Genomic DNA, 23832 nt, shown 5'->3' on the forward strand with positions numbered 1-23832 from the left:
AAATGAATTTAATTAGAATATATGGTCTTTTTTTAAGACACTTTTATTTAATAACTAGATCATTTCCAAGAATATTAGATTTAATTTATTGGCCTTCAATTCAAATTACTCTATGGGGATTTATTTCTAATTTTTTTGCAGCTCATAGCTCTTATTACAGTGGTGCAGTAGGAGTTATTCTTTCATGTGCGATTCTTTATGATTTTTTATTTAGAACCAGTATTGGCTTTAATATGTTATTTTTAGAGGAAATTTGGAGCAGAAATTTTACAAACTTATTTATTGCACCGATGAAAATTAGTGAAATAATTGTTTCTCTAGTTTTTACTGCTTTAATAAGAGCATTAATTGGTTTAATCCCAGCTATACTATTAACTTCTCCATTGTTTGGTATATCTTTGCTAAAACTTGGTCTTCCTCTGGCATTTCTTTTCTTGAGTCTATACTTATTCGGAATAACACTTGGTCTATTTGTTTCAGCAGGATTGTTAAGATTTGGACCATCTTTTGAGAATATTGCGTGGTCTACTATGTTTTTATTAGCACCTTTTGGCTGTATTTACTATCCAGTTGAAACACTGCCCGGATTCTTCCAGTCAATCGCTTTCGCACTTCCTTTAGTTTATATTTTTGAGGAGACCAGAAATATCTTGGTCAATGGAATGGTAAATTATGAAAATATTATTAATGCAATCTATCTGAATGGGTTTTATTTAATTTTGTCAATATTAGTATTTTATTACTCCTTTGACAAAGCAAGAGATAAAGGAACTTTAATAAATATAGGTGAATAAACTGGTGCGCCTGCTAGGAGTCGAACCCAGAACCTCCTGATCCGAAGTCAGGCGCTCTATCCAGTTGAGCTACAAGCGCATATAGTATTAATATTATATTTTATGGAAAAAAACATTAATTTTATAGTCAAAGAGGATGAGAAGAATTTAAGGGTTGATATTTTAATTAACAAAAGAGAGGAATTAATTAGTAGAACTAGAATTAAAAATTTAATTTTAAAAGAAAAGTTAACACTAAATAATGAAATAATTAAAAGTCCGTCAAAAAAAGTCTCAATTGGTGATACTATAAATCTTAAGATTCCAGAGCCTGAAATAGCATCCCTTAAACCTTACGAATTTAAATTAGAAATAGTGTACGAAGATGATGATCTATTAGTAATTAATAAACCTGCCGGAATAATCATGCATCCAGGAGCTGGAAATTATGATAAAACAATTGTTAATGCATTGATGCATTATGATAAGGACTCTTTATCAAATATAGGTGATGAGTTAAGACCTGGTATTGTTCATAGAATTGATAAAAACACATCTGGTTTAGTTGTGATTGCAAAAAACAATGAAACTCATGAAAATTTATCAAAACAATTTAGTGATCATACAATTATAAGAGAGTACCAACTTTTAATATGGGGAAAATTAAGACCCTCTTCAGGAAGGATTGAAACATTTATAACTCGTAGTTCAAAAAATAGACAACTAATGGAAGTTAGTAGTTCTAAAGGTAAGAAAGCTATAACAAATTATAAAACACTTGAAATTTTTGAAAATCAAAAAACACCAACATTAAGTTTAGTTGAATGTAAATTAGAAACAGGAAGAACACATCAGATAAGAGTTCATATGAACTTTAAAGGTAATAGTCTAGTTGGGGATGACAAATATAAAAAAAAATATAAAAAATTAAAAAATATTGATTTTGATATCCAAAATTCAATTACTAAATTAAATAGACAATTCCTGCATGCAAAAACTTTAGGATTTATACATCCACGTACTAAGAAAGAGATGATTTTTTCCTCACTTTTGCCACAAGATCTAAATAATATTCTAAAAATGCTTAGAAACACTGTAGAATAAATTATTGAAAATTAGCTATAATTAATTAAATAAACACTGTTATGAGTACAACAATAAGCAACAATCTACCAACGCTTTCTAATGAAGGTGGGCTATCTGCATATTTAGATCAGATTAAAAAATTTCCGATGTTAGCTGCAGAAGAGGAATATATGCTAGCAAAAAATTGGAAGACGACTGGTAATATTAAAGCTGCAGAAAAACTAGTCACTAGTCATTTGAGATTAGTTGCAAAGATTGCTATGGGCTACAAAGGATATGGTTTGCCTATTAATGAAATGATTTCGGAAGGAAATGTAGGTCTTATGCAAGCAGTTAAGAAATTTGAACCAGAAAAAGGATTTAGATTGGCAACTTATGCAATGTGGTGGATTAAGGCTTCTATTCAAGAATATATTTTAAGATCTTGGAGTCTTGTCAAAATTGGAACTACTACTGCTCAAAAAAAATTATTTTTTAATCTAAAGAAAATTAAAAATCAAATTTCCCCAGAAACTGAAGGTGACTTAAGAGATGAACACGTTGATCATATAGCTAATAAGCTCGATGTAAGTAAAGAAGAAGTCGTTTCAATGAATAGAAGACTTTCTGGGAAGGAGTTCTCGCTAAATGCTCAAGTTGGAGAAGATGGCGATGAATGGCAAGACTGGTTGGTTGATAAAGAACTTGATCATGACTTAAAATTTGCTCACCATGAGGAAATGGAACAAAGAAAAGATTTATTAAAAGACTCAATTAAAGTTCTTAACGATAGAGAAAGAGAAATTTTATACTCAAGAAGACTAAATGATGACCCAACTACACTAGAAGATTTAAGTAAAAAATATAAAATTAGCAGAGAAAGAGTTAGACAAATAGAAAATAAAGCATTTGAAAAACTCCAAAAGCATATGCTTCTATTGGCTAAATCAAAAAATCTTTTACCCGCAAACTAAACTTCAAAAGGGTTTTCAATTAAAATAGTATCATCTCTTTCTGGACTAGTTGAGATACTTGATACTTTTGCACCAATAAAATCTTCAACAGCAAAAATATATTTTTTTGCATTTTCAGGTAATGAATCCAGATTTTTAACTCCATTTGTAGAAACTTTCCAACCTGGAAAAGTTTCATAAATTGGTTTTATTTTTATTTGATCTTCTACAGCAGCGGGTAAATAATCTAATCTTTTACCATCAAGCTCATAAGCAACGCACATTTTAATTTCATCTAATTCATCGAGTACATCTAATTTCGTTAAAGCGATACCATCAATCCCTGAAACTTTAATAGTTTGCCTTACCAAAACACCGTCAAACCATCCACATCTTCTTTTTCTACTTGTAACAGTTCCAAATTCTTTTCCACGTGTTCCTAAAAGTTCACCGATATCATCTGTTAACTCTGTAGGAAAAGGACCTTCCCCAACTCTTGTTGTATAAGCTTTTGTAATTCCAAGTACATAATTAATCGAATTAGGGCCACAACCAGTTCCTGTAGCTGCGCTTGATGCAACAGTATTAGATGAAGTTACAAAAGGATAAGTTCCATGATCAACATCAAGCAAAATACCCTGGGCTCCTTCGAATAAAATTCTCTTTTTTTGTTTTCTAAATTGATCAATCTTTAGCCAAACTGGCTGAGAAAATTCTAATATTTTGGGTGCTATTTTAAGCAAATCAGATTTAAGCTGATCTTTTTCAAAAATTTTTTTTCCTAGACCTTTTCTAATTGCATTATGATGAACTAGTACAGAGTCGAGTCTTTGATCTAAATTTCTTTCAGATCTTAGATCCATAACTCTTATAGATCTTCTTCCAACTTTATCCTCATATGCTGGTCCAATTCCACGTCTTGTAGTTCCTATTTTGCTTTTTCCTGCTGCATCCTCTCTAATCTCATCCATTTCTCTATGAAAAGGCAAAATTAAATTTGCGGACTCAGAAATAATAAAATTGTTTACATTTACTTCTACGCCTTTAGATTTTATTTCTTCTATTTCCTCTAATAGAGCCCATGGATCTACAACAACTCCGTTGCCAATAATTGATATTTTGCCTTTTCTAACTATTCCAGATGGTAATAATCTCAATTTATAAGTAACACCATCAATCACTAAAGTATGGCCAGCATTATGACCTCCTTGAAACCTTATTACTATATCAGCCTGTTCAGATAACCAATCAACAATTTTTCCTTTACCTTCGTCACCCCATTGAGATCCAACAACGACTATATTTTTCATTATTTAAATTTTCTGTTTACTTTTAAGGAAGTGAGATGGTTAATTGGGCCATGACCTTTTCCATATTTCGGGTTTGATTTAATTGCAGAATTTACATATTTAATTCCAAGCTCACAAGATTTCTTTACTGTTTTTCCACATGATAAAAAAGTTGTAACTGAGCTAGATAATGTACAACCTGTCCCATGAGTATTCTTTGTTTCGTGACGCTCGCTTTTGAAGATCTTTATATCTTTTTTGTTTATTAAAATATCTATTACATTTTTATGTTTTAAATGACCACCTTTTATAAGTACATTTTTAGCTCCTAATTCTATAAGTTTATTAGCAGCAAAAATCATATCCTCTTTTGTTTTAATTGTTGTTTTAGTCAAAATTTCTGCCTCTGGAATATTGGGGGTAATTAGTGATACCTTTTTAATTAATTTTAATTTTAGTAATTGAATAGCTTTAGTATCTATTAGTTTAGCCCCTCCTTTAGCAACCATAACTGGATCTAATACGATTTTTTTAACTTTGATTACATCCAGAGCTTTCAGTACCATTCTAATAACCTCTGAAGAATGTAGCATACCAATTTTTATTGCATCAGGTCTTATATCTTTGCAACTATAAATAATTTGATTAAAAATTTCTTTTGGATTAATTCCAACAATTGATTTTACACCAGTGGTATTTTGAGAAGTAACTGCTGTTATTGCTGTCATTGCATAAGAACCTAGAGCAGTAACAGTTTTTATATCAGCTTGAATACCTGCTCCACCAGATGAATCAGATCCTGCAATAATTAAAATTTTAGAATTAGGTTTCAATTTATTTAATTTTTTTCGTAATCATGTTCACGCATTTATATAAAAGAGCTTTATTTTCACTTTCTCCCATTACTCTTATTTTAGATTCTGTTCCTGATTTTCTAACTAAAATTCTTCCATTACCTTTGATTAATTTATCTGCATTTTTTATGATTTTTTTTATCTCCGGTTTATTAATTATATTTTTATCTTTAACCTCGATATTTTCTAAAAGCTGAGGTGTTTTCTTAAATTGATCAAAAAATTCACTTGCCTTTTTTCCTTTTCTTAAAGCAAAAAGAGCTTCTAAAGCTACTAGCAAACCATCTCCTGTAGTTGCAAATTTACCTAAAATAATATGCCCTGATTGTTCACCACCTAAATTAAAATTATATTTCTGCATTTTTTCTTTAACATATCTATCTCCAACATTTGCCCTTAGAAATTTTATTCCTTTTGATTTAAAATATTTTTCTAACCCATAATTTGACATTAATGTTCCGACAACTCCTCCTTTTAACATTTTTTTGTTTTTCCATCTTGTTGCTAAAGCAGCTATAATTTGATCTCCATCTATTATATTGCTTTTTTCATCACACATTATAATTCTATCAGCATCCCCATCTAAAGATATTCCAATATGTGCTTTATATTTTTTTACAGCAGATCTGATTTTTCTTGGAAATGTTGATCCACATTTTTTATTAATATTTAAACCATTTGGTTTAATTCCTATTGCTATGACTTTAGCTCCTAATGATTTTAATAATTCAGGACCTGCCTTATAACCAGCACCATTTGCACAATCGATTACTATTCTTAGTCCTCTTAAATTGAACTCTTTAGTGAAATTTTTTTTTAATATTTTAATATATTTTTTGGTACCTGTTTCTAATCTTTTAACTCTTCCTAATTTTTCAGAATGCGACAGGTTTTTTGAGATTTTCTTATCTATAAGTCCCTCAATTTTTTTTTCTATTTTATCTGATAATTTCATTCCATCAGGACCAAACAATTTTAAACCATTATCAAAATGTGGATTGTGAGAGGCAGTGATCATTATACCCATATTAGCCTTCATCTCTTTTGTTAGCATAGCCAACCCATTAGTTGGTAAGGGTCCTAGAGTATAAACATGCATACCAGCTGAAGCCAAACCTGAAACAAGAGCTGGCTCAAGTGTATATCCTGACAATCTCGTATCTTTTGCAATTATAGCTGTTTGTTTTCTTTTTTTTTGAGATTTAAAGTATGTTCCGCTTGCAAGTCCAAATTTAAAAAACATATCTCCATTAATATATTCGCTATTGACTGCTCCTCTTATTCCATCTGTTCCAAAATATTTTTTTGTCATTAATTTTTGACTATCTCATTAAAAACTTTAATACCTTGCTTAACTTCATTAACATCATGAATTCTTAAAATCTGAATTCCTTGCATTAAAAGATATATTGAAGAGGCCATAGTTCCGCCGATCCTTGTTTTGCTATCATTTTTTTTTGATATATCTTTAATAAATCTTTTTCTTGAATTACCTACTAGTATAGGAAAACCTAATGAATGAAAAATAGAAACACCTCTTATAAGATTCATATTATGTTTCAAATTTTTTCCAAATCCAATTCCAGGATCTAAAATTATATTATTGTGTTTAATACCCTTGGACCTTATTAACTTAATCTTATCTTCAAAATAATCATATATATCTAATAATTCATTTTTATATTTCGCCTTCTTTTGCATATTTTCTGGTATCCCAACTGAATGCTGTATTACAAATGGAATTTTATACTTTTTTAAAATATTTATCGTTTTGGGATCATAACTTAATCCTGAAACATCATTAATCAGTTTAACTCCCACCCTGATACCTTTTTCCATAATCCTAGACTTTCTTGTGTCTAAAGATATTGGTATTTTTTTTACAATTAATTTTAATATCTTATTAATTCTATTCCATTCTTGCTTTTCATTTACTGGCTTCGATCCTGGTCTTGTAGATTCACCACCAACATCTACTATAGATGCACCACTTTTGTGTAAACTAATAGCATGAGTGATACCCTTATTTTTTTTATTAAATTTTCCTCCATCCGAAAAACTGTCGGGTGTAAGATTTAATACTCCTAAAATATTTGGAATTTTTTTAAAATTAAAATTAGAGAAATTTTTTTTTTTTGAATTTATTTTTTTAATATCAGCATTTATTTTTTTTTTTAAATTATTTGGTAATTTCTTGACTTGATTTATAGAAATTCTACTTATCTTTTTTCTTGTAATAATCTCAACATGATCAAAAGATATTTCTTTAATCTGATGTAACGGAATAGATTTTTTTTTATTTACTAAAATTTTAGATTGATTACCAAAGTAGAAATTACACGCTCTTGTGTAATATCTTTGCATTATTTATTAATGAACAATTTTAGGTTTCAAACCCATGGCACCCAAAGCTGAGTCTTGATCATCTTTTGTTTCTGGATTATCTAAAATTTTATCTTTAGGATATAAATTTTTATTAATTATATTCTCTATTTCTTCACCAGTTAATGTTTCATATGTTATTAGAGCTTTGGCAATCTTATGTAAGTCATCTTTTTTTTCTGTCAAAATTTTCTTAGCTTGGTTATATCCTTCATCAACAAGTTTTCTTATTTCTTTATCTATTTTTTGAGCAACTTCCTCTGAAACAGATTGAGTTTGAGTAACCGATCTTCCTAAAAATACTTCTTCTTGATTTTCTCCATATTCGACTGGGCCCATTTCCTCACTCATACCATATTTTGTTACCATGGCTCTTGCAAGTTGTGTGGCTTGATTAATATCTGAACCACTTCCACCACCTGCACCTGTAGATATGTTGTCCTTTCCGAAAATTAATTCCTCAGCAACTCTACCTCCAAAACAAACTGCCAATCTTGCTTTTAAATATTTTATTGAGTAACCATGTTTGTCCCTCTCTGGTAAATTCATTACCATTCCAAGAGCTCTTCCTCTTGGTATAATAGTTGCTTTATGTATTGGATCGTAGCTTGGCATATTGAAAGATACTAAAGCATGACCTCCTTCATGGTATGCTGTAAGTTTTTTCTCATCTTCTGTCATAACCATTGAACGTCTTTCAGCACCCATCATTACTTTATCTTTGGCTTCTTCAAATTCTAATAATGTTACAATTCGTTTATTTTTTCTTGCTGCTAACAAAGCTGCTTCATTAACCAGATTTGCAAGATCAGCTCCTGAAAAACCTGGTGTACCTCTTGCTATTGTTCTTAAATTGATATCTGGTGCCATTTTTATTTTTTTTACATGAACTTTTAAAATTTTTTCTCTTCCAATAATATCTGGGTTTGAAACCACTACCTGTCTATCAAATCTTCCTGGTCGCAACAAAGCTGGATCAAGCACATCTGGTCTGTTTGTTGCAGCAATAATAATAACACCTTCGTTAGTGTCAAAACCATCCATTTCAACTAATAACTGATTTAATGTTTGTTCTCTTTCATCATTTCCACCACCTAAACCAGCTCCTCTACTTCTTCCAACAGCATCAATTTCATCAATAAAAATTATACAAGGTGAATTTTTTTTACCCTGTTCAAACATATCTCTAACTCTAGATGCCCCTACTCCAACGAACATCTCTACAAAATCAGAACCTGAAATTGTGAAGAACGGAACACCCGCTTCACCTGCAATTGCTCTAGCCAATAAGGTCTTACCAGTTCCTGGAGGACCAACAAGCAAAGCACCTCTTGGAATTTTTCCACCTAACCTACTAAATTTTTTTGGATCTTTTAAAAATTCTACTATTTCTTCTACTTCTTCTTTAGCTTCCTCTACACCAGCAACATCGTTAAACGTAACTTTGCCTTTTAGTTCGTTCATCATTTTTGCTTTTGATTTCCCAAAACCCATCGCTCCACCTTTTCCACCTTGCATTTGTCTCATAAAGAAAATCCATACTGCAATTAGCAGTAACATAGGAAACCATGATAAGAGCACACCAAACAACGAAGGCATTTTTTCCTCTAAAGGTGCTGCTGAAATACTTACACCTTTCTCTGATAATTTTTCTATTAGATTTGGATCATTAGGAGCGTAGGTTGAAAAAGAATTTCCATTTGAATAAACACCTTTAATGTTATTTCCTTGGATCTCAACTTTTAGAACCTCACCATTTTCAACTGAATTTAAAAAATCTGAAAATATTATTTGATTTCCACCTCTGATATTAGACTGAGGATTTTTAAACATGTTATAAAGACCTATAGTTAAAAAAACTATAATTCCCCACATTGCCAGATTTTTTAAATTCATGAGTTTAAAATAAGAATTATTATTAAATTAACAAGTGACAAAATATCAGTTATTTCATTAACTTTAACGCTCTTTTAATACCAAAACTGAGTTATTTACCTTCTTTATTACACAGTTTCCTAAAGTGGTCATAAATGAGTTATCATTTTTAATTCGATAAATTAAGTTATCAATTTTTTTTCCTCGTACTGGGTAGTATTTTTTACCAACAGATTGTAACACTTCTGTTAGAGACCTAAAAACTACTTCTTCTGGTTGAAGAAAAAAATTTTTATTCAAAATAACAGACTTATTCATATTTGAAATTGTAGAATTGTCTTTTAAATTTTTTTCTACAAAGTATTTAATTGACTCGTTAGCAAATTTTAAATTTTTAATCGTTAGACTAAATTTATCGTTATCCAATCCCTCTGATTCCAAGTTTTTTATAAAATTTCTAATTTTTACTCTTTTAAATTCATCATTTTTATTGGAGGGATCTTCAACATAATTTTTAAAAACTTTTTTGGTAATATGTTCTAAATTTTTTTTAGAAAATTTTAACAAAGGTCTTATCAAATTAACATTTTGTAGGTTGGTTCTTTGATCAAATGACACCATGCCATTTAAACCGCTGCCTCTTAAAATTCTAATAAAAAAATTCTCCATTAAGTCATCTTTATGATGAGCTAATAAAATATTATTTATTTTTAATATTTTTGCCTTGTTTATCATCAGTGCATATCTTTTATCTCTTGCAATAGATTGGATGTTGCTTTTTGGTTTTTTTCCAACCCATTTTAAAATCTCAAGATTAGTAGATAATTTTTTTAGAAGTAATTTTACAAATTTTGCCTCTTTTGTTGAATTATTTCTAAGTTTATGATCAACGTGTAAATATTTTACTTTTAGATGTTTTTTAATCGAATAAATTTTTGATAAAAAACATAAAGCTAGACTGTCTGGTCCACCAGAAACCGCAACTATAAAATCCTCATTTAATTTAAGATTTTCTTCAAATTTTTTATAAATTTTAGAAGTTTGTTTATCTTTTAATTGATTTAATAAAAACTTATGAGTCTTGTTTGATGCATTCAAATTTTTTGGACTCATATTTTGCTTTTTGTATTACAGACTGATTTGCATTAGGATATTGTAATTCTACACCATTTATCATTTTACATCCTTGGTCTTTTTCACCAATTTGAACCATTGATACTCCAAGTTTTAATAGGTTAATTGGAGCTTTTTTTCCTTTAGGATATTTTTGGTAACCTTCTAAATAAGCAGAAGCTGCATCTGTGTATAATTGTCTAATTCTGAATGTTTCTGCATACCAGTATTGTGCACTACCCGCTAACTCATGATCAGGGTTAGATAGAACAAATTCTCTAAAAGCTCTTTCCGCTGTACTGTAGTCTCCAACTTTTAAAAAACTTGTTGCAAATTCATATTGCTCCACTGGATTTAAATCTTGAGGAAGTATTTTTTCTTCAGATTGAAAAGTTTCTGTTACAATTGAAGCTGTAGTGTCAACAGATTGAATTTGTTGTGAAGTTTCGTTTGTCTCTGTATCTTTATATGAAATTGTTCCTAAATCTTGGGGCTGTGAACTACCAGGTAAAACTTTTTGTTCATCAGTCTTAGGTTTCGAGCTTAATTGATTTTCTACGCTACTTATATTTCCAGAGCTAATGTTTGTCTCTATATCTTGAAATCTTATTTGGTTATCTGCTTGAATTTTTGAAACACGGGTAGATAATTTATCCAACTTAAAATTTATTTCTTCAAATTTATTAGTAAGTTCTCTAAACTGATCCTCAACTTCTGACAATTTTAATAAATGTCTGGTTAAAACATCTTCTGAGTTTTGGTCCAAATCTGAAACTGAACTATCATTAGTACTTGCTTTTACTTCTATAGATCCAGAATAAACTGCTCTTTCCAGAGTTTTGAGATCATTTTTTATTATTTCTAATGTTTCATAAATATTATGGTTATCTGCAAAAGAAATATTAATAAAAACCAAATTTAAGATAAAAAATAATTTTAAAATTACTAATTTAAATATGAGCATCATTTAAATTAGATTTATGATTATAAAAATGGCAAAAAAAAGACCCTAAATCCAATAAAGGTTTTAGGGTCTTAAATTTTAAATAATTAATTTGCTTTAACAGTTACTGATCTTCTGTTTTTTGACCAAGCTAATGGGTTTGAACCAGAGTCAACTGGTCTCTCCTTACCATAACTTAATACTGTAATTCTGTCAGAAGATATTCCGTAAGTCATCAAATAGTCTTTAGCTGCATTTGCTCTTCTTTCACCAAGAGCCAAGTTATATTCCCTTGTTCCTCTTTCGTCAGCATGACCTTCAAGAACAACGTTGATGTTTGGATTTTTTCTTAACCAAGCTGCTTGGGCTCTTAAAGTTTCTCTTGATGCAGTTGTTAATATAGACTCATTTGTTGCAAAGAATACTCTGTCTGGAACACCGTCTGCAAGATATTCAACCGTATCTGTTCCAGTGTAAACATCACCTTGCATTTGACCTTGAACATTTGAAACTTCTTTTTTTGTTGCACAGGCTGTAAGTGCTAAACAAGCCATTAATACTAAAAGTGTGTTTTTTAAAATTTTGTTTAATCTCATTAAATTGCTCCTTGCTGCTAATTTCAATTTATTAACTTTTTCACAACTAAATAGAGGTTTCAAGTCTAAAAATCAAGAAATTTACAAAAATTAATCTTTAATTACTTAATAAAGATGACCATGATGGGTCTGAAGCATCTGTTGGTGTCTTTATTTGCCGTTCATTATAACCCGTTAAATCTATAGACCACAATTTTGCAGAAAAACCTTCTCCTTTGGAGTTAGTTTTTGTCTCTCTATAAAATATTAATACCCTTCCATTTGGAGACCAAGAAGGTGCTTCTTGATAATAATTTTCAGTTAACAACCTTTCACCACTACCATCAGTCCTCATGACGCCTATATAAAATTTACCTTTATGTAATTTTGTAAATGCAATTAAATCTCCTCTTGGAGACCATACAGGTGTTCCATATAAACCGTTACCAAAAGAAATTCTTTTTACATCACTTCCATCATTCTTCATTACATAAATTTGCTGATAACCACTTCTATCAGAATTAAATGTAATATATTTTCCATCAGGAGAATAAGACGGAGAAGTGTCAATTGATGGATGATTGGTAATTTTTTCTACAATTCTATTTTCTAAATCCATAGTGTAAATATCTGACTTTCCATCTTTAGCAAAACTCATAATTATTTTTTTACCATCAGGTGAAAAACGTGGTGCAAACGTCATTCCAGGAAAATCTCCAACTACCTCTTGTGTACCAGTTTCTATATCTAATAAATAAACCCTTGGCATATTTTTAAAATAAGACAAATAAGTTACCATTTGACTTGCTGGATTAAATCTTGGTGTTAAAACTAACTCATTCCCTAATGTCAAAAATTTATTGTTAGCTCCATCTTGATCCATGATTGCTAATTTTTTTATTCTTTGTGTTTTTGGTCCTTCTTCTGAGACATAAATTATTCTTGTATCAAAATAACCTTTTTCTCCAGTCAGCCTTTCGTAAACCTTATCAGAAATAATATGCCCTACTCTTCTCCAATTATTAGGAACTGTGGTAAAAGCTAAAGCCATCATTTCTTTAGCAGCTAAAACGTCCCATAATCGAAACTCAACTCTTAATTTATCGTCAACATAATTTACTTTACCAGTAATAAGTGCTTGAGCTTTAATTAAATTCCAATCTTCAAATCTGGGTTTTAAATTTGCAATATCAGGAGCTTGTAAAAAAGCCTTTTTGTCTAGAGGATTAAATAATCCTGATGTTCTCAAATTATTCTCAACGATATTTGATATCTCGGAGCCAATATTTTCTTTTTTAAGTATTTTTTCAAAACCTTTTCTAGATTCTTCATCAATTGATAGGGGAGAAACTGCTAATGGAAGTGGATTTAAATTTCCCCTAGTTATATCAACTTCAATTAAAGCATTTGCTTTGATAGGTATTAATATAAATAATAATATTAAAATTTTTTTTGTCATTTAAATATACTACCCTTCTAACATCTCTCTTGCATCAAAATTTAATTGTAATTCTTTCCATCTTTCATATCCAGTTGTTGGAACTCTTAATGGTTGGCATAACTTGACAGCTCTCAAAGCACTTTCTGCTAAAACCTTGTAAAATCCTTGGCCTGGTTTATTCATTCTTGCATGGTCCAAAATTTCTGTTTTTGATACTGTTCCATCAGGTTTTAATTTTAACTTTATTCTTACCAATAAATTTTCATTGTATGGTAATCCTAATGGAATACTCCAGCACCCAAATATTTGAGCCTTAAGAGCATCCTCTTCGCTCAGTGTAAGACCTGTGTTTTCTACATTTCTTTCTTGATCTTGAGTAATGTCATCATTTGTTTTTAAAACTTCTGCACTCTCTTCTTTTGATTTATCAATTAAAGCAGCAATATTATTTGGATCAAACAAATCTTTTTTTTCAAATTCTGATACTTGTTTAACTTCATCATCTACTTTTTCAGGATTTTGTTTTTTTTCCTCTTTTGTTTCAACCTTTTTTAAAGTTTTATCTGGAAGTGGAATTGCCTCGGGTGTTTCATTCTCTATTTTTTTATTATTTTGATCAGGAGCCAGGACAGTTTTTGTTTTCGTTTTTTCTACTTTTTTTGGTGGAGCTTGCTCTGAAACAAGTTTTTTTTCTTTCTCTTTTACTTTCTCAATTATTTTTTTAGCCTTAGGTGCAAATGGAATATTGGTTTTTTCTGCTATTTGAATTAACTCAACCGATACGATTGGTGGAATATCAAGTGGTTTCTTTGCCAAAAAAGGTAAACTCATAGCTGTAATAAAAATTAACAAAGCATGCAAAACAGAAGAAATAATTAAACTTCTATTCACTTTAATTACCTTTGTTTATACGGTTCTGAAATCAATGCTACTTTAGTAAAACCAGATCCTGATAGTAATCCCATTATTTCTAAAACTCTCCCATAATTTATAGTTTTATCACCTCTAACATAAATTCTGGTATCAGTTCTATTTTTTGAAACTGCTAAAACTTTTGCAATAATATTATCGTATTCAACTTTTGATTCTTGAATAAAAATTTCACCTTTTGCGTTAATTGACAACGTTAAAGGTTCTGTTTCTTCAGGTAATGAGTCTGCCGAACTTTCTGGTAAATCAACTTGAACACCTACCGTTAATAATGGTGCTGTTACCATAAATATAATTAATAATACCAACATAACATCAACGAATGGAGTAACATTTATTTCACTCATAGGTTCTTTTGATGAGCGATTAAATTTAAAAGCCATTTTTTAGATTATAGTTAAAAATCTTTTAGAGAAGTTTTCTAATTTTTCAGAATATTTTTTAGAGTCATTATTAAATTTGTTGTAAGCAACTACTGCTGGTATTGCAGCCAACAAACCAAGAGCAGTTGCAAATAAAGCTTCAGCTATCCCCGGTGCAACTATTGCAAGACTTGTGTTTCTTGAAATAGCTATAGATTGAAAAGAATTCATAATTCCCCAAACAGTTCCAAACAAACCAATAAATGGTGCTGTTGAACCTACTGTTGCCAAAAAAGTAAAACCTTTTTCAATTTTTGTCATTTGTTTTTCAATTCCAGCTTCTAGAGAAGCGCTCATTCTTTCACTAATGTTAGTTCTTGTTTTTTTTTTAAGTAAACCTTCCATTGCATCTTGAAACACAAGTGACATTGGATCCTCAAGTTTACTAGGTAAACTATTGTAAAAAGTTTCGGCAGATTTAGAATTCCAAAATTTTTCTTCAAATTCTTCTGAAGATTTAGTTATTTTTTTAAATAAACGAAACTTTTCAATAATTACAGCCCAAGAATATATTGAGCATAATATTAATATAATCATTACAGACTTAACAATTATGTCTGCTCTAAAAAATAAACTGAATAATGAAAAATCAGTATTTGTTCCTAATTCAACTGCTTTTGCTGCTATATCTGCTTCCATACTTACTCATCACACGTAAATGTGTCATGATTTTGTCTTTTAATTTAAATTGATTATTCCTCTTTTTGATAAGTTTCGTAGAAAAAACTAGCTATTAGAATAGCATCTGCCTTGTTGTTATCTTTTTTTTTTGACAATTGTGATGAAAAATATGGAAAAATTTCAATAGCTCTTGTTCTGCTCGCATCTTTTTCTGAATTAATAAGGTTAAAATATTTTTTCCACTTAGCAGGCCTAATATAATAAACAGGTAAATGCATTGCACTGCATATTCCTTTTAAAATACCAAAGGATTGACCAAAATTAAACATGCTAGTAACGCCTTGTCCAGGCATTGCAGAAACTTGTTCAATTACAACTTTTATGTTTTTTTTATCAAATTTGTTTATCCTTTCACTAATTTCATTAAATATTTGAGCACCATTTACTTGTCTTTTATTCTTCTTACCATCTGTCATGGTTGGCATTTCAATTACGTCTTTTATTATACCATCTTGAAAAAAACAGATTGAACCTGAGATGCCTGGATCAATTCCAATAATCATCATTAAATACCTCCTAAATTAACGTTTGAATAAACGTTCTGAACATCGTCATCTTCCTCAAGAGTTTCTAAAAAATCTACAACATTATCTTTATTTTCTTTATTTACCTCAACACTGTTTAATGGGACCCATTCAATTTCTGTAGAAATAAAATTCGCAATAATTTTCTCAAGATTTTTTTTTACATTATATATTTCGCTCATTTGACACTGAACCTCATGATAATCCTCATAAGAAAAACATTCATCAGCTCCTGATTCAATCGCTAAATCTAAAATTTTTTCATCAGATATCTCTTTTTTATCAATTTTGATTATACCCAATTGTTGAAAATTGTGAGATGCTGAACCTTGAGTTCCTAAACTCCCACCACTTTTTTGAAAAATAGTTCTAATATTTGATGCGGTCCTATTTTTGTTGTCCGTTAAAGTTTCAACTATAACAGCAATCTTTTCTGGTCCAAACCCCTCGTATCTTAAATTTTCAAAATTTGCTCCTGTGGCTGCAGAAGATTTATCTATTGCTCTTTCAATATTATCTTTAGGCATATTTGCAGATCTAGCAGCCTGTACTGCAGATCTTAGTCTAGGGTTCATTGCTGGATCTTTATCACCAAGTTTTGCTGCAACAGTAATCTCTTTAGATAATTTTGAAAATATCTTTGATCTTTGCTTATCAGCCTTACCTTTTTTATGTTTTATTCCTGCCCAATGTGAATGTCCTGCCATGATCTTTAAATATTTTTTAGTTGATCTCCGTATACATAGCTTTTGATGTCTATTGCTAAACCTGTTTTTATATCACAATCTACAATAACACCACACAAAGTAGCATCTCCAGTAGCGGGAAAGTGTTTCACTGAATTCTTTTTTAAAAATCTATTCAAGGAATTTTCTTTATTCATTCCAATCACTGAATCATAATCCCCGCACATACCTGCATCGGTTTGATATCCAGTGCCATTATTAAGTATTCTGGCATCATTTGTTGGGATATGAGTATGAGTTCCAACCACGAGAGTTGCCTTTCCATCAAATAGATGTCCTATAGCATTTTTTTCGCTAGTAATTTCACCATGGAAATCAACTACAAGTAAATCAAAATCCTTTTTCATTTCATTTTCTTTTAAAAATTTTTGAGAAGCTGCAAAAACATCTTCACACTTTTTCATAAAAACGTTGCCCATCAGATTAAGAACTCCAATTTTTATATCATTCTTTATTTTATAAATCTGAAAACCTTTTCCTGGTGCAGGTTCAAATAAATTTTTAGGTCTTAATAATCTTTCTTCTTTATCAATAAATTCCATTATTTCTTTTTGATCCCAAACATGATTGCCAGTTGTAATAACATCAACTCCACAATTAAAAAAATCCTTACATATTTCTTTAGTTAGCCCTACACCTTGAACTGCTGCATTTTCACCGTTTACTATTACAAAATCGATTTTATTTTTGTCAATTTCATTTAATAAATTACTTGTTAATTTTGAACATCCTGAAATTCCAACAACATCTCCTAAAAATAAAATTCTCATTGTATAATTTTTTTCTCGGTTATTATTAAATCAAGTTTTTTATCATGCTTATTGATAGGTATTTTTTTTATCTCCTGGTATGAAAATCCTAATCCAATTTTAAATATTTTTTTAATTTTAGATACTTTTTCTAAATAACGATCATAAAATCCTCCACCATAGCCCAGTCTATTCAAATCAGCATCATAAGCTACTAAAGGAACAAATATTATATCTGGGTAAATTTTCTTTCCTAAAGTTGGCTCAGCAATTCCATACTTATTAATTTTTAAAGGATCTTTATTTGTCCATTCAAAAAAATCCATTTGGTTATTTTCTCTAATTGTTGGTAAGGAAATATTTGCCTTTTTGTTTCTTAAAAAATAAAGCGTATCCAAGTCATCAATTTCATAATTACAAGGGTAATACCCTCCTACATTTTTGAAATTAATTCTATTTTTTTTTAAAAATCGATAAATTCTGTCAGGATTGAGACTAAGCTTTTTATTCAAATTTTTTTTTCTAAGATTTAAAATTTTACTTCTTAGCTTAGATTTATTCACAGACCTACTTTGAAATGTTTTCTAATTTTGCTTTTTTTACAAAATTTGATATTTGATCAGCAGCTTCATCAATTAAATTTTCGTATTTTTTTTGATTATCGTCAATTTCTTGTTTTAAATTTTCATGATCAAGATTTAGTTTTTCAATTTCAGATTCTTTTGTGTCCCTATAATCGTAAATTAGAGATTTTAATTCTTTAAATTTTTTTGATAGATTGTTTAATTCTTCTTTTTTTTGATCTACTTTTTTCTTAGTTTCATAATATTCATCCATTATTTTTACAGCTGTAATTAATAATAATTTATTTTCACCTAGATTTCCCAAATCATTTTTTAAATTATTAAACTTTTTGTTAATCTGAATTAACAATTCTTCTAGGTGCTCCTCTTGTCCATCTTCACAGGCAAGCAAAAACTCTTTGTTGTTAAATTTTATACTTACATTTGCCATTTATCTATTTCATCCAATAGTGTGTCAGTTTCTTGATTAAGTTCGTCAATTTTTTCAGAAAATTCAATTTGTTTTCTTTCTTCCAACTTTTCTTTGTTTTTTAAATCCTCAAGTTTTTTTGATAGATTTTCATGTTCCTCGAGTAACGTTTTATATTTTTCCTCAATCTGTGTTTTTTCAATTTCTAATTGATTTTGTTTTGTGCTTAAATTTTCGATATTTTTTTGTAATTCAGGATTTGTTAGATCTAAATTTTTTAATTCCTCTAATGCAATATTTAATTTTTTTTCTTTTTCGTTTATAGAATTCATATATATATGTTTATATTATTAAATAGATTCTTCTTAGTCTAGTCAGGATAATTTTGAGCAAACTACACAATGATTTAGCTAATTGCATCAGATTTTTATCAATTGATGCTGTTCAAAAAGCAAATTCAGGTCACCCGGGAATGCCAATGGGCATGGCAGATGTTGCAACAGTGTTATTCAAAAATTTTTTAAGATTTAATCCAAAGAATCCAGATTGGTTTAATAGAGATAGATTTGTTTTGTCTGCTGGTCATGGTTCTATGCTTTTATATTCTTTGCTTTACCTAACTGGATATAAAAGCATATCAATTAATAATATTAAAAAATTTAGGCAGCTTAATTCTATTTGTGCTGGACATCCTGAATATCATCCGAAAACAGGTATTGAAACTACAACAGGTCCTCTTGGACAAGGTATATCTAATGCAGTTGGTTTTGCAATAGCTGAAGAAATTTTAAAAAATAAATTAGGTAAAGATTTAATTAATCACAAAACTTATGTTTTAGCTGGAGATGGATGCTTAATGGAAGGAATAAGTCATGAAGCGATGAGTTTAGCGGGACATTTAAAACTTAAAAATTTAGTTATGCTATTTGATAACAATTCAATTTCAATCGATGGTCCAACAAATCTTGCAGTTTCAGATAATTTTAAAAAAAGATTTGAAGGATATGGTTGGGATTATATTTCTATCAACGGTCATAATGAAAAAGAAATTTTTAAAGCACTAAAAAAAGTTCAAAAAGCTAAAAAACCTACTGTGATTTCTTGTAAAACAAAGATTGGATATGGTTCACCGAATAAATCAGGAAAAGCATCGTCCCATGGAAGTCCATTGGGAGCAGATGAAATCAAGCTCGTGAGAAAAGCCTTAAATTGGAAAACCAAACCCTTTGATATCCCAAATAAAATTTTAAATGAATGGAGAAAAATTGGCCAAAGAGGTGAAATTTTAGAAAAAAAATGGAACAAAGCTTTAAAAAGAAAAAAAATAAAATTTAATCAAACTTTAAAAAATAACTTTACTACGGTGCTTAAGAAAGAAAAAGAGAATGCAATAAAGGAACCAAAAAGTTTAGCTACTAGAAAATGTTCAGAAATGACATTGAATGCATTAACAAAACAAAAAAATAATTTAATTGGTGGCTCTGCTGATTTAGCTGGATCAAATAATACAAAAACTAAAAACCATAAAATAATTAAACCTGGAGATTTTACTGGTGACTACATTCACTACGGAGTGAGAGAACACGCAATGAGTGGGGTTATGAATGGTATCGCACTTCACAGTCATCTAATTCCTTATGGAGGTACTTTTTTAATATTTTCTGATTATTGCAAACCTTCGATCAGATTATCTGCCTTAATGAAAAAAAGAGTCATTTATGTAATGACACATGACTCTATTGGGCTCGGAGAAGATGGCCCTACCCATCAACCTATAGAACAGCTTTCGGGCTTACGTGCTATACCTAACCTAAATGTATTCAGACCTGCAGATAGAATTGAAACTATCGAGTGTTGGGAACATGCATTAAAAAGCTCAAAAACACCTAGCGTGCTATCTTTAACAAGACAAAATTTAAATCCAGTAAGAAAAATATACCCAAATAAAAACTTATGCTCATTAGGTGCTTATGAGGTTTTAAGAACAAATAAAAAAATTAATCTAACAATATTAGCGAGTGGATCTGAAGTTAATCTAGCGTTAGAGGTTAGCCATAAATTAGCCAAAGATAAAATATATTCCAAAGTGATATCAATGCCTTGTATGGAACTTTTTGAATTACAATCAAAATCTTATAAAAATAAAATTTTAGAAGAAACAAAATTTAAAATATCCATTGAAGCTGGATCAAGCGATTGTTGGAAAAAATATGTAGGTGATAACGGTATTGCTTTTGGAATTGATGAATTCGGAAAAAGTGCACCCTATAAAGATATTTATAAATATTTTGGACTAGAGAGTACAAACATTAAAAATGTCACTAAAAAATTATTAAATAAATAAAATGACAATTAAAATAGGAATTAATGGAATGGGACGGATTGGTCGTATGGTTGTTAGATCAATTGTCGAAAGTAAAAATAAAAATTTAAAAATTAATCATATAAACAACAGGTCAAATTCAGAAACTACATCTAAATTAATCAAATATGATTCTATACATGGAAAATTAAATGCTGATTTAGATTATGATCCAAATCATTTGATAATTAATAAAAATAAAATTACATTTTCTCAAGAAACAAAAATTGAAGACATAAATTGGAAAAAACATGATGTTGATTATGTTTTCGAATGTACTGGAAAATTTAATTCAAAAGAAAAACTTATTGCTCATATAGAAAATGGTGCAAAAAAAGTGATCGTTTCTGCTCCATGTAAAAATGCTGATAAAACAATAGTATTTGGTGTTAATGAAAATATAATTACAAAAGAGGATAAAATAATATCTGCAGCGTCGTGTACCACCAATTGTCTAGCACCAGTAACCAGCGTTCTTGATGAAAAATTTGAAATTGAAAAAGGTTTTATGACTACAATTCATGCGTTTACTAGCGATCAGAGAATTTTAGATAATTCACACAAAGATCCAAGAAGAGCAAGATCAGCGAGTCAATCAATAGTTCCTACCTCAACAGGAGCTTCGAAAGCAATAGAAGAAATAATACCAAACCTAAAAGGGAAACTAGAAGGTGTTGCGATGAGGGTGCCAACTCCTAATGTTTCTCTTGTTGAATTAGTTTTTTGTACAAAAAAAGATATCAATATAAAAAAAATTAATGATGCCTTTGAACAAGCATCAAAAAATAAATTAAAAAACATCTTAGATGTTACTCATGAAAAATTAGTATCTATAGATTTTAATCATCATCCTGCTTCCGCAATAGTAGATGCTTCTTTAACAAATGTAGTTGGAAGTAATATGGGTAAAATATCAGCCTGGTATGATAATGAGTGGGGCTTTTCTAATAGAATGTGTGATATCGCAGAAACTTTGCATAAAATCTCTTAATGAGAAGCATTATAAACGAAAAAAATCTAAACAATAAAAAAATATTATTAAGACTAGATTTGAATGTCCCTTTGGAAAGAGACAAGGTAACAGACACAACAAGGATTGATAAAATTCTTCCTACATTAAATTTTTTGATTAAACAAAAAGCTAAAATTATAATTTTATCTCATGTTGGAAGACCAAAAGGTAAAATTGTTAAAGAGCTCTCCCTAAAACCAGTTTGTGAAGAATTACAAAATAAATTAAAAAAAAAAGTAAGATTTATTAAAGAAAATATTAAAGAAATAAAAAGTAAAAATTTCTTAAGTGACTATAATGAAGATGTTTTTGTTTTAGAAAATATTAGATTTTATTCAGAAGAAGAACAAAATGACAATAAGTTTGCTGAACTGATATCAAATCTTGGAGATATATATGTCAATGATGCTTTCTCTTGTTCGCATAGAGCTCATGCCTCAATTTATGAAATTCCAAAATTCTTACCCTCGTTTTCTGGGTTGCAATTAGACTTGGAAGTAAATGCGCTTAATAAAATAACTTCTGAAATAACTAGACCAGTTACTTGTATTATTGGAGGATCAAAAATTTCAACTAAGATTAATGTTATTAAAAATTTAATTCCTAAATTTGACAATATTATAATTGTTGGGGGTATGGCTAATAGTTTTATAGAATATTTTGGAAATAATGTTGGAAAATCTATTAAAGAAAAAAATTGTGATAAAATACTTGAAGAAATCATCTCTATTTCAAAAAAAGAAAAATGTAAAATAATCTATCCAGAAGATGTGATTGTATCTAGAGACTTAAATGGATCTCCTCAAAATAAAGAGTTGAACGAAGTGTTATCTGATGAAATGATATTAGATATTGGTCCAAAAACTATTGATAAAATAACAAAAATTATTGATAATAGTAAAACTATACTTTGGAATGGACCCGCTGGATATTTTGAAAATCCAAATTTCGCTTATGGAAGTATTCAAATAGCAAAAAAAATAATTGAAAATAATAAAGCAAACAAAATTTTTTCAGTAGCTGGTGGTGGAGACACGGTTTCTTTATTAAATAATTTAAAAGCTGTTAAAGAGTTTAATTTCGTTTCAACTGCAGGTGGAGCTTTTTTAGAATATCTTGAAGGTAAAAACCTTCCTGGTATAACCGCATTAAATTAAAATGTCTGAATTAAATAAAATTGCACTTAAAATAATTTCCAACGGTAAAGGTATACTTGCGGCTGATGAAAGCAATGGAACTATGACAAAAAGACTTGAAGCAGTAAATGTCAAATCAACACCAGAAAATAGGCTTTGCTTCAGAGAAATTCTTTTTTCATCTCATGGAATGAAGGATTATATAGGTGGTGTTATTCTTTACGATGAAACCATCAATCAAATTTCAAGCACAGGAAAATCAATACCAAATTTAATATCTAGTTCAGGTGCAGTTCCTGGAATTAAAGTTGATACTGGTGCAAAAGATTTAGCAAATTCTCCTAAAGAAAAAGTTACAGAAGGATTAGACGGCCTTAGAGATAGATTGAAAAAATATTATGATCTTGGAGCAAGATTTACAAAATGGAGAGGTGTCTATTCTATTGGTGAAAATTATCCTAGCAAACTGGCAATAAGCAGTAATGCTCATGCACTTGCTAGATACTCTGCACTAGTTCAAGAAAATGGAATGGTTCCAATAGTAGAACCCGAGGTATTAATGGATGGAAACCATTCTGCAGAAGTTTGTTTTAATAAAACATCAGAAGTAATTAAAAAATGTTTTGAGGAACTAATTTTACACAAAGTTGATTTATCGGGAATTATTTTAAAACCGAATATGATTTTATCTGGTAACCTATCAGAAAATAAAATTTCTAGTGAAGAAGTTTCTATCAAAACGTTGGAATGCCTTAAAAATTATGTACCTAATGAAGTTCCTGGAATAGCTTTTTTATCTGGAGGGCAATCTGAAATTGAAGCTACAGAAAATTTAAATTTAATAAATAAAAACAACAATACCAATTTTATAATGACCTATTCATATGGAAGAGCTCTTCAACAAAGTGCTTTAAAAGTTTGGTCTAATGATATTAAAAATGTTGAGGCAGCTCAAACTACTTTTAATCATAGGGCTAAAATGTGTACTTTAGCTGCTCAAGGAAAATGGTCTAG

Annotated in this window: 25 protein-coding genes and 1 tRNA gene; 7 read left to right on the forward strand and 19 right to left on the reverse strand. The window is 29.6% G+C overall.

Annotated elements, in window-relative coordinates; genetic code table 11:
- The first annotated feature begins 2 nt into the window (after positions 1 to 2).
- Positions 3 to 794, forward strand: a complete 792-nt coding sequence (locus ACTTBL_RS04230) for an ABC transporter permease (RefSeq protein ID WP_440643756.1) — start codon at positions 3 to 5, stop codon at positions 792 to 794.
- 2 nt (positions 795 to 796) lie between these two features.
- Here the strand turns inward: ACTTBL_RS04230 and ACTTBL_RS04235 are convergent.
- Positions 797 to 873 (reverse strand) — tRNA-Arg (locus ACTTBL_RS04235).
- Between the two features lie 23 nt (positions 874 to 896).
- On the opposite strand from ACTTBL_RS04235, the gene ACTTBL_RS04240 reads away from it, so the two are divergent.
- Positions 897 to 1877, forward strand: a complete 981-nt coding sequence (locus ACTTBL_RS04240) for an RluA family pseudouridine synthase (RefSeq protein ID WP_440643757.1) — start codon at positions 897 to 899, stop codon at positions 1875 to 1877.
- Between the two features lie 41 nt (positions 1878 to 1918).
- Complete coding sequence (rpoH, locus tag ACTTBL_RS04245) at positions 1919 to 2812, forward strand: RNA polymerase sigma factor RpoH (protein WP_440643758.1); 894 nt, start codon at positions 1919 to 1921, stop codon at positions 2810 to 2812.
- Here rpoH and ACTTBL_RS04250 read toward each other — a convergent pair.
- The 18 genes from ACTTBL_RS04250 to ACTTBL_RS04335 form a co-directional block, all read right to left on the reverse strand.
- Positions 2809 to 4101: an adenylosuccinate synthase gene (locus ACTTBL_RS04250; protein ID WP_440643759.1), complete on the reverse strand. Its 1293-nt coding sequence runs from the start codon at positions 4099 to 4101 to the stop codon at positions 2809 to 2811. The genes rpoH and ACTTBL_RS04250 overlap by 4 nt on opposite strands.
- Positions 4101 to 4913 (reverse strand): bifunctional hydroxymethylpyrimidine kinase/phosphomethylpyrimidine kinase, encoded by an 813-nt coding sequence (gene thiD / locus ACTTBL_RS04255; protein WP_440643760.1) that lies wholly within the window; start codon positions 4911 to 4913, stop codon positions 4101 to 4103. The genes ACTTBL_RS04250 and thiD overlap by 1 nt, the downstream gene beginning before the upstream one ends.
- A 1-nt stretch (position 4914) precedes the next feature.
- Positions 4915 to 6246: a phosphoglucosamine mutase gene (gene glmM / locus ACTTBL_RS04260; protein WP_440643761.1), complete on the reverse strand. Its 1332-nt coding sequence runs from the start codon at positions 6244 to 6246 to the stop codon at positions 4915 to 4917.
- Positions 6246 to 7298, reverse strand: a complete 1053-nt coding sequence (gene folP, locus ACTTBL_RS04265; RefSeq protein ID WP_440643762.1) for a dihydropteroate synthase — start codon at positions 7296 to 7298, stop codon at positions 6246 to 6248. Before folP ends, glmM begins: the two co-directional genes overlap by 1 nt.
- Positions 7299 to 7304: 6 nt before the next feature.
- Positions 7305 to 9212 carry an ATP-dependent zinc metalloprotease FtsH gene (gene ftsH, locus ACTTBL_RS04270; protein WP_440643763.1) on the reverse strand — a complete coding sequence of 636 codons (1908 nt, stop codon included), beginning with the start codon at positions 9210 to 9212 and terminating at the stop codon, positions 7305 to 7307.
- Between the two features lie 63 nt (positions 9213 to 9275).
- Positions 9276 to 10304 carry a tRNA lysidine(34) synthetase TilS gene (tilS, locus tag ACTTBL_RS04275; RefSeq protein ID WP_440643764.1) on the reverse strand — a complete coding sequence of 343 codons (1029 nt, stop codon included), beginning with the start codon at positions 10302 to 10304 and terminating at the stop codon, positions 9276 to 9278.
- A complete protein-coding gene (gene ybgF / locus ACTTBL_RS04280; protein ID WP_440643765.1) occupies positions 10264 to 11271 on the reverse strand; it encodes a tol-pal system protein YbgF in 1008 nt (335 codons plus the stop codon). Before ybgF ends, tilS begins: the two co-directional genes overlap by 41 nt.
- Before the next feature lie 83 nt (positions 11272 to 11354).
- Positions 11355 to 11843: a peptidoglycan-associated lipoprotein Pal gene (gene pal / locus ACTTBL_RS04285; RefSeq protein WP_440643766.1), complete on the reverse strand. Its 489-nt coding sequence runs from the start codon at positions 11841 to 11843 to the stop codon at positions 11355 to 11357.
- A 97-nt stretch (positions 11844 to 11940) separates the two neighbouring features.
- A complete protein-coding gene (gene tolB / locus ACTTBL_RS04290) occupies positions 11941 to 13281 on the reverse strand; it encodes a Tol-Pal system beta propeller repeat protein TolB (protein WP_440643767.1) in 1341 nt (446 codons plus the stop codon).
- Between the two features lie 9 nt (positions 13282 to 13290).
- A complete protein-coding gene (locus ACTTBL_RS04295; protein WP_440643768.1) occupies positions 13291 to 14154 on the reverse strand; it encodes a cell envelope biogenesis protein TolA in 864 nt (287 codons plus the stop codon).
- Between the two features lie 5 nt (positions 14155 to 14159).
- A complete protein-coding gene (gene tolR, locus ACTTBL_RS04300) occupies positions 14160 to 14576 on the reverse strand; it encodes a protein TolR (protein WP_440643769.1) in 417 nt (138 codons plus the stop codon).
- Positions 14577 to 14579: 3 nt separating this feature from the next.
- Positions 14580 to 15254 carry a protein TolQ gene (tolQ, locus tag ACTTBL_RS04305; RefSeq protein WP_072090921.1) on the reverse strand — a complete coding sequence of 225 codons (675 nt, stop codon included), beginning with the start codon at positions 15252 to 15254 and terminating at the stop codon, positions 14580 to 14582.
- Between the two features lie 53 nt (positions 15255 to 15307).
- Entirely contained in the window at positions 15308 to 15802 is a 495-nt protein-coding gene (locus ACTTBL_RS04310) for a crossover junction endodeoxyribonuclease (protein WP_440643770.1), read from the reverse strand.
- Complete coding sequence (locus tag ACTTBL_RS04315; protein ID WP_440643771.1) at positions 15802 to 16527, reverse strand: YebC/PmpR family DNA-binding transcriptional regulator; 726 nt, start codon at positions 16525 to 16527, stop codon at positions 15802 to 15804. The genes ACTTBL_RS04310 and ACTTBL_RS04315 overlap by 1 nt, the downstream gene beginning before the upstream one ends.
- Before the next feature lie 5 nt (positions 16528 to 16532).
- Positions 16533 to 17336, reverse strand: a complete 804-nt coding sequence (locus ACTTBL_RS04320; protein WP_440643772.1) for a TIGR00282 family metallophosphoesterase — start codon at positions 17334 to 17336, stop codon at positions 16533 to 16535.
- Entirely contained in the window at positions 17333 to 17878 is a 546-nt protein-coding gene (locus ACTTBL_RS04325) for a 5-formyltetrahydrofolate cyclo-ligase (RefSeq protein ID WP_440643773.1), read from the reverse strand. The genes ACTTBL_RS04320 and ACTTBL_RS04325 overlap by 4 nt, the downstream gene beginning before the upstream one ends.
- A 4-nt stretch (positions 17879 to 17882) precedes the next feature.
- The gene (gene zapA, locus ACTTBL_RS04330) at positions 17883 to 18329 is read right to left on the reverse strand and encodes a cell division protein ZapA (protein ID WP_440643774.1); all 447 of its coding nucleotides are present in this window, start codon (positions 18327 to 18329) and stop codon (positions 17883 to 17885) included.
- Positions 18317 to 18640 (reverse strand): 5-formyltetrahydrofolate cyclo-ligase, encoded by a 324-nt coding sequence (locus ACTTBL_RS04335; protein WP_145596148.1) that lies wholly within the window; start codon positions 18638 to 18640, stop codon positions 18317 to 18319. The genes zapA and ACTTBL_RS04335 overlap by 13 nt, the downstream gene beginning before the upstream one ends.
- A 53-nt stretch (positions 18641 to 18693) precedes the next feature.
- Between ACTTBL_RS04335 and tkt the strand changes: the two genes are divergently transcribed.
- From tkt to ACTTBL_RS04355, 4 genes are all read left to right on the forward strand, one after another.
- The gene (gene tkt, locus ACTTBL_RS04340) at positions 18694 to 20652 is read left to right on the forward strand and encodes a transketolase (RefSeq protein ID WP_440643775.1); all 1959 of its coding nucleotides are present in this window, start codon (positions 18694 to 18696) and stop codon (positions 20650 to 20652) included.
- A 1-nt stretch (position 20653) separates the two neighbouring features.
- A complete protein-coding gene (gap, locus tag ACTTBL_RS04345; RefSeq protein WP_440643776.1) occupies positions 20654 to 21661 on the forward strand; it encodes a type I glyceraldehyde-3-phosphate dehydrogenase in 1008 nt (335 codons plus the stop codon).
- A complete protein-coding gene (locus tag ACTTBL_RS04350; protein ID WP_440643777.1) occupies positions 21661 to 22839 on the forward strand; it encodes a phosphoglycerate kinase in 1179 nt (392 codons plus the stop codon). The genes gap and ACTTBL_RS04350 overlap by 1 nt, the downstream gene beginning before the upstream one ends.
- Before the next feature lies 1 nt (position 22840).
- A partial coding sequence (locus ACTTBL_RS04355) for a class I fructose-bisphosphate aldolase (RefSeq protein WP_440643778.1) occupies positions 22841 to 23832 on the forward strand: 992 nt, incomplete at its 3' end.

It is taken from the genome of Candidatus Pelagibacter sp. HIMB123 (assembly GCF_052048195.1).
Lineage (GTDB): Bacteria > Pseudomonadota > Alphaproteobacteria > Pelagibacterales > Pelagibacteraceae > Pelagibacter.

Bases quoted from the DNA above. Each gene is read 5' to 3' on its own strand.
- ACTTBL_RS04230 (WP_440643756.1), top strand. From the start codon at position 3: ATGAATTTAATTAGAATATATGGTCTTTTTTTAAGACACTTTTATTTA.
- ACTTBL_RS04240 (WP_440643757.1), top strand. From the start codon at position 897: ATGGAAAAAAACATTAATTTTATAGTCAAAGAGGATGAGAAGAATTTA.
- rpoH (WP_440643758.1), top strand. From the start codon at position 1,919: ATGAGTACAACAATAAGCAACAATCTACCAACGCTTTCTAATGAAGGT.
- ACTTBL_RS04250 (WP_440643759.1), bottom strand. From the start codon at position 4,101: ATGAAAAATATAGTCGTTGTTGGATCTCAATGGGGTGACGAAGGTAAA.
- glmM (WP_440643761.1), bottom strand. From the start codon at position 6,246: ATGACAAAAAAATATTTTGGAACAGATGGAATAAGAGGAGCAGTCAAT.
- folP (WP_440643762.1), bottom strand. From the start codon at position 7,298: ATGCAAAGATATTACACAAGAGCGTGTAATTTCTACTTTGGTAATCAA.
- ftsH (WP_440643763.1), bottom strand. From the start codon at position 9,212: ATGAATTTAAAAAATCTGGCAATGTGGGGAATTATAGTTTTTTTAACT.
- tilS (WP_440643764.1), bottom strand. From the start codon at position 10,304: ATGAGTCCAAAAAATTTGAATGCATCAAACAAGACTCATAAGTTTTTA.
- ybgF (WP_440643765.1), bottom strand. From the start codon at position 11,271: ATGATGCTCATATTTAAATTAGTAATTTTAAAATTATTTTTTATCTTA.
- pal (WP_440643766.1), bottom strand. From the start codon at position 11,843: ATGAGATTAAACAAAATTTTAAAAAACACACTTTTAGTATTAATGGCT.
- tolB (WP_440643767.1), bottom strand. From the start codon at position 13,281: ATGACAAAAAAAATTTTAATATTATTATTTATATTAATACCTATCAAA.
- tolR (WP_440643769.1), bottom strand. From the start codon at position 14,576: ATGGCTTTTAAATTTAATCGCTCATCAAAAGAACCTATGAGTGAAATA.
- tolQ (WP_072090921.1), bottom strand. From the start codon at position 15,254: ATGGAAGCAGATATAGCAGCAAAAGCAGTTGAATTAGGAACAAATACT.
- ACTTBL_RS04310 (WP_440643770.1), bottom strand. From the start codon at position 15,802: ATGATGATTATTGGAATTGATCCAGGCATCTCAGGTTCAATCTGTTTT.
- ACTTBL_RS04315 (WP_440643771.1), bottom strand. From the start codon at position 16,527: ATGGCAGGACATTCACATTGGGCAGGAATAAAACATAAAAAAGGTAAG.
- ACTTBL_RS04320 (WP_440643772.1), bottom strand. From the start codon at position 17,336: ATGAGAATTTTATTTTTAGGAGATGTTGTTGGAATTTCAGGATGTTCA.
- zapA (WP_440643774.1), bottom strand. From the start codon at position 18,329: ATGGCAAATGTAAGTATAAAATTTAACAACAAAGAGTTTTTGCTTGCC.
- ACTTBL_RS04335 (WP_145596148.1), bottom strand. From the start codon at position 18,640: ATGAATTCTATAAACGAAAAAGAAAAAAAATTAAATATTGCATTAGAG.
- gap (WP_440643776.1), top strand. From the start codon at position 20,654: ATGACAATTAAAATAGGAATTAATGGAATGGGACGGATTGGTCGTATG.
- ACTTBL_RS04350 (WP_440643777.1), top strand. From the start codon at position 21,661: ATGAGAAGCATTATAAACGAAAAAAATCTAAACAATAAAAAAATATTA.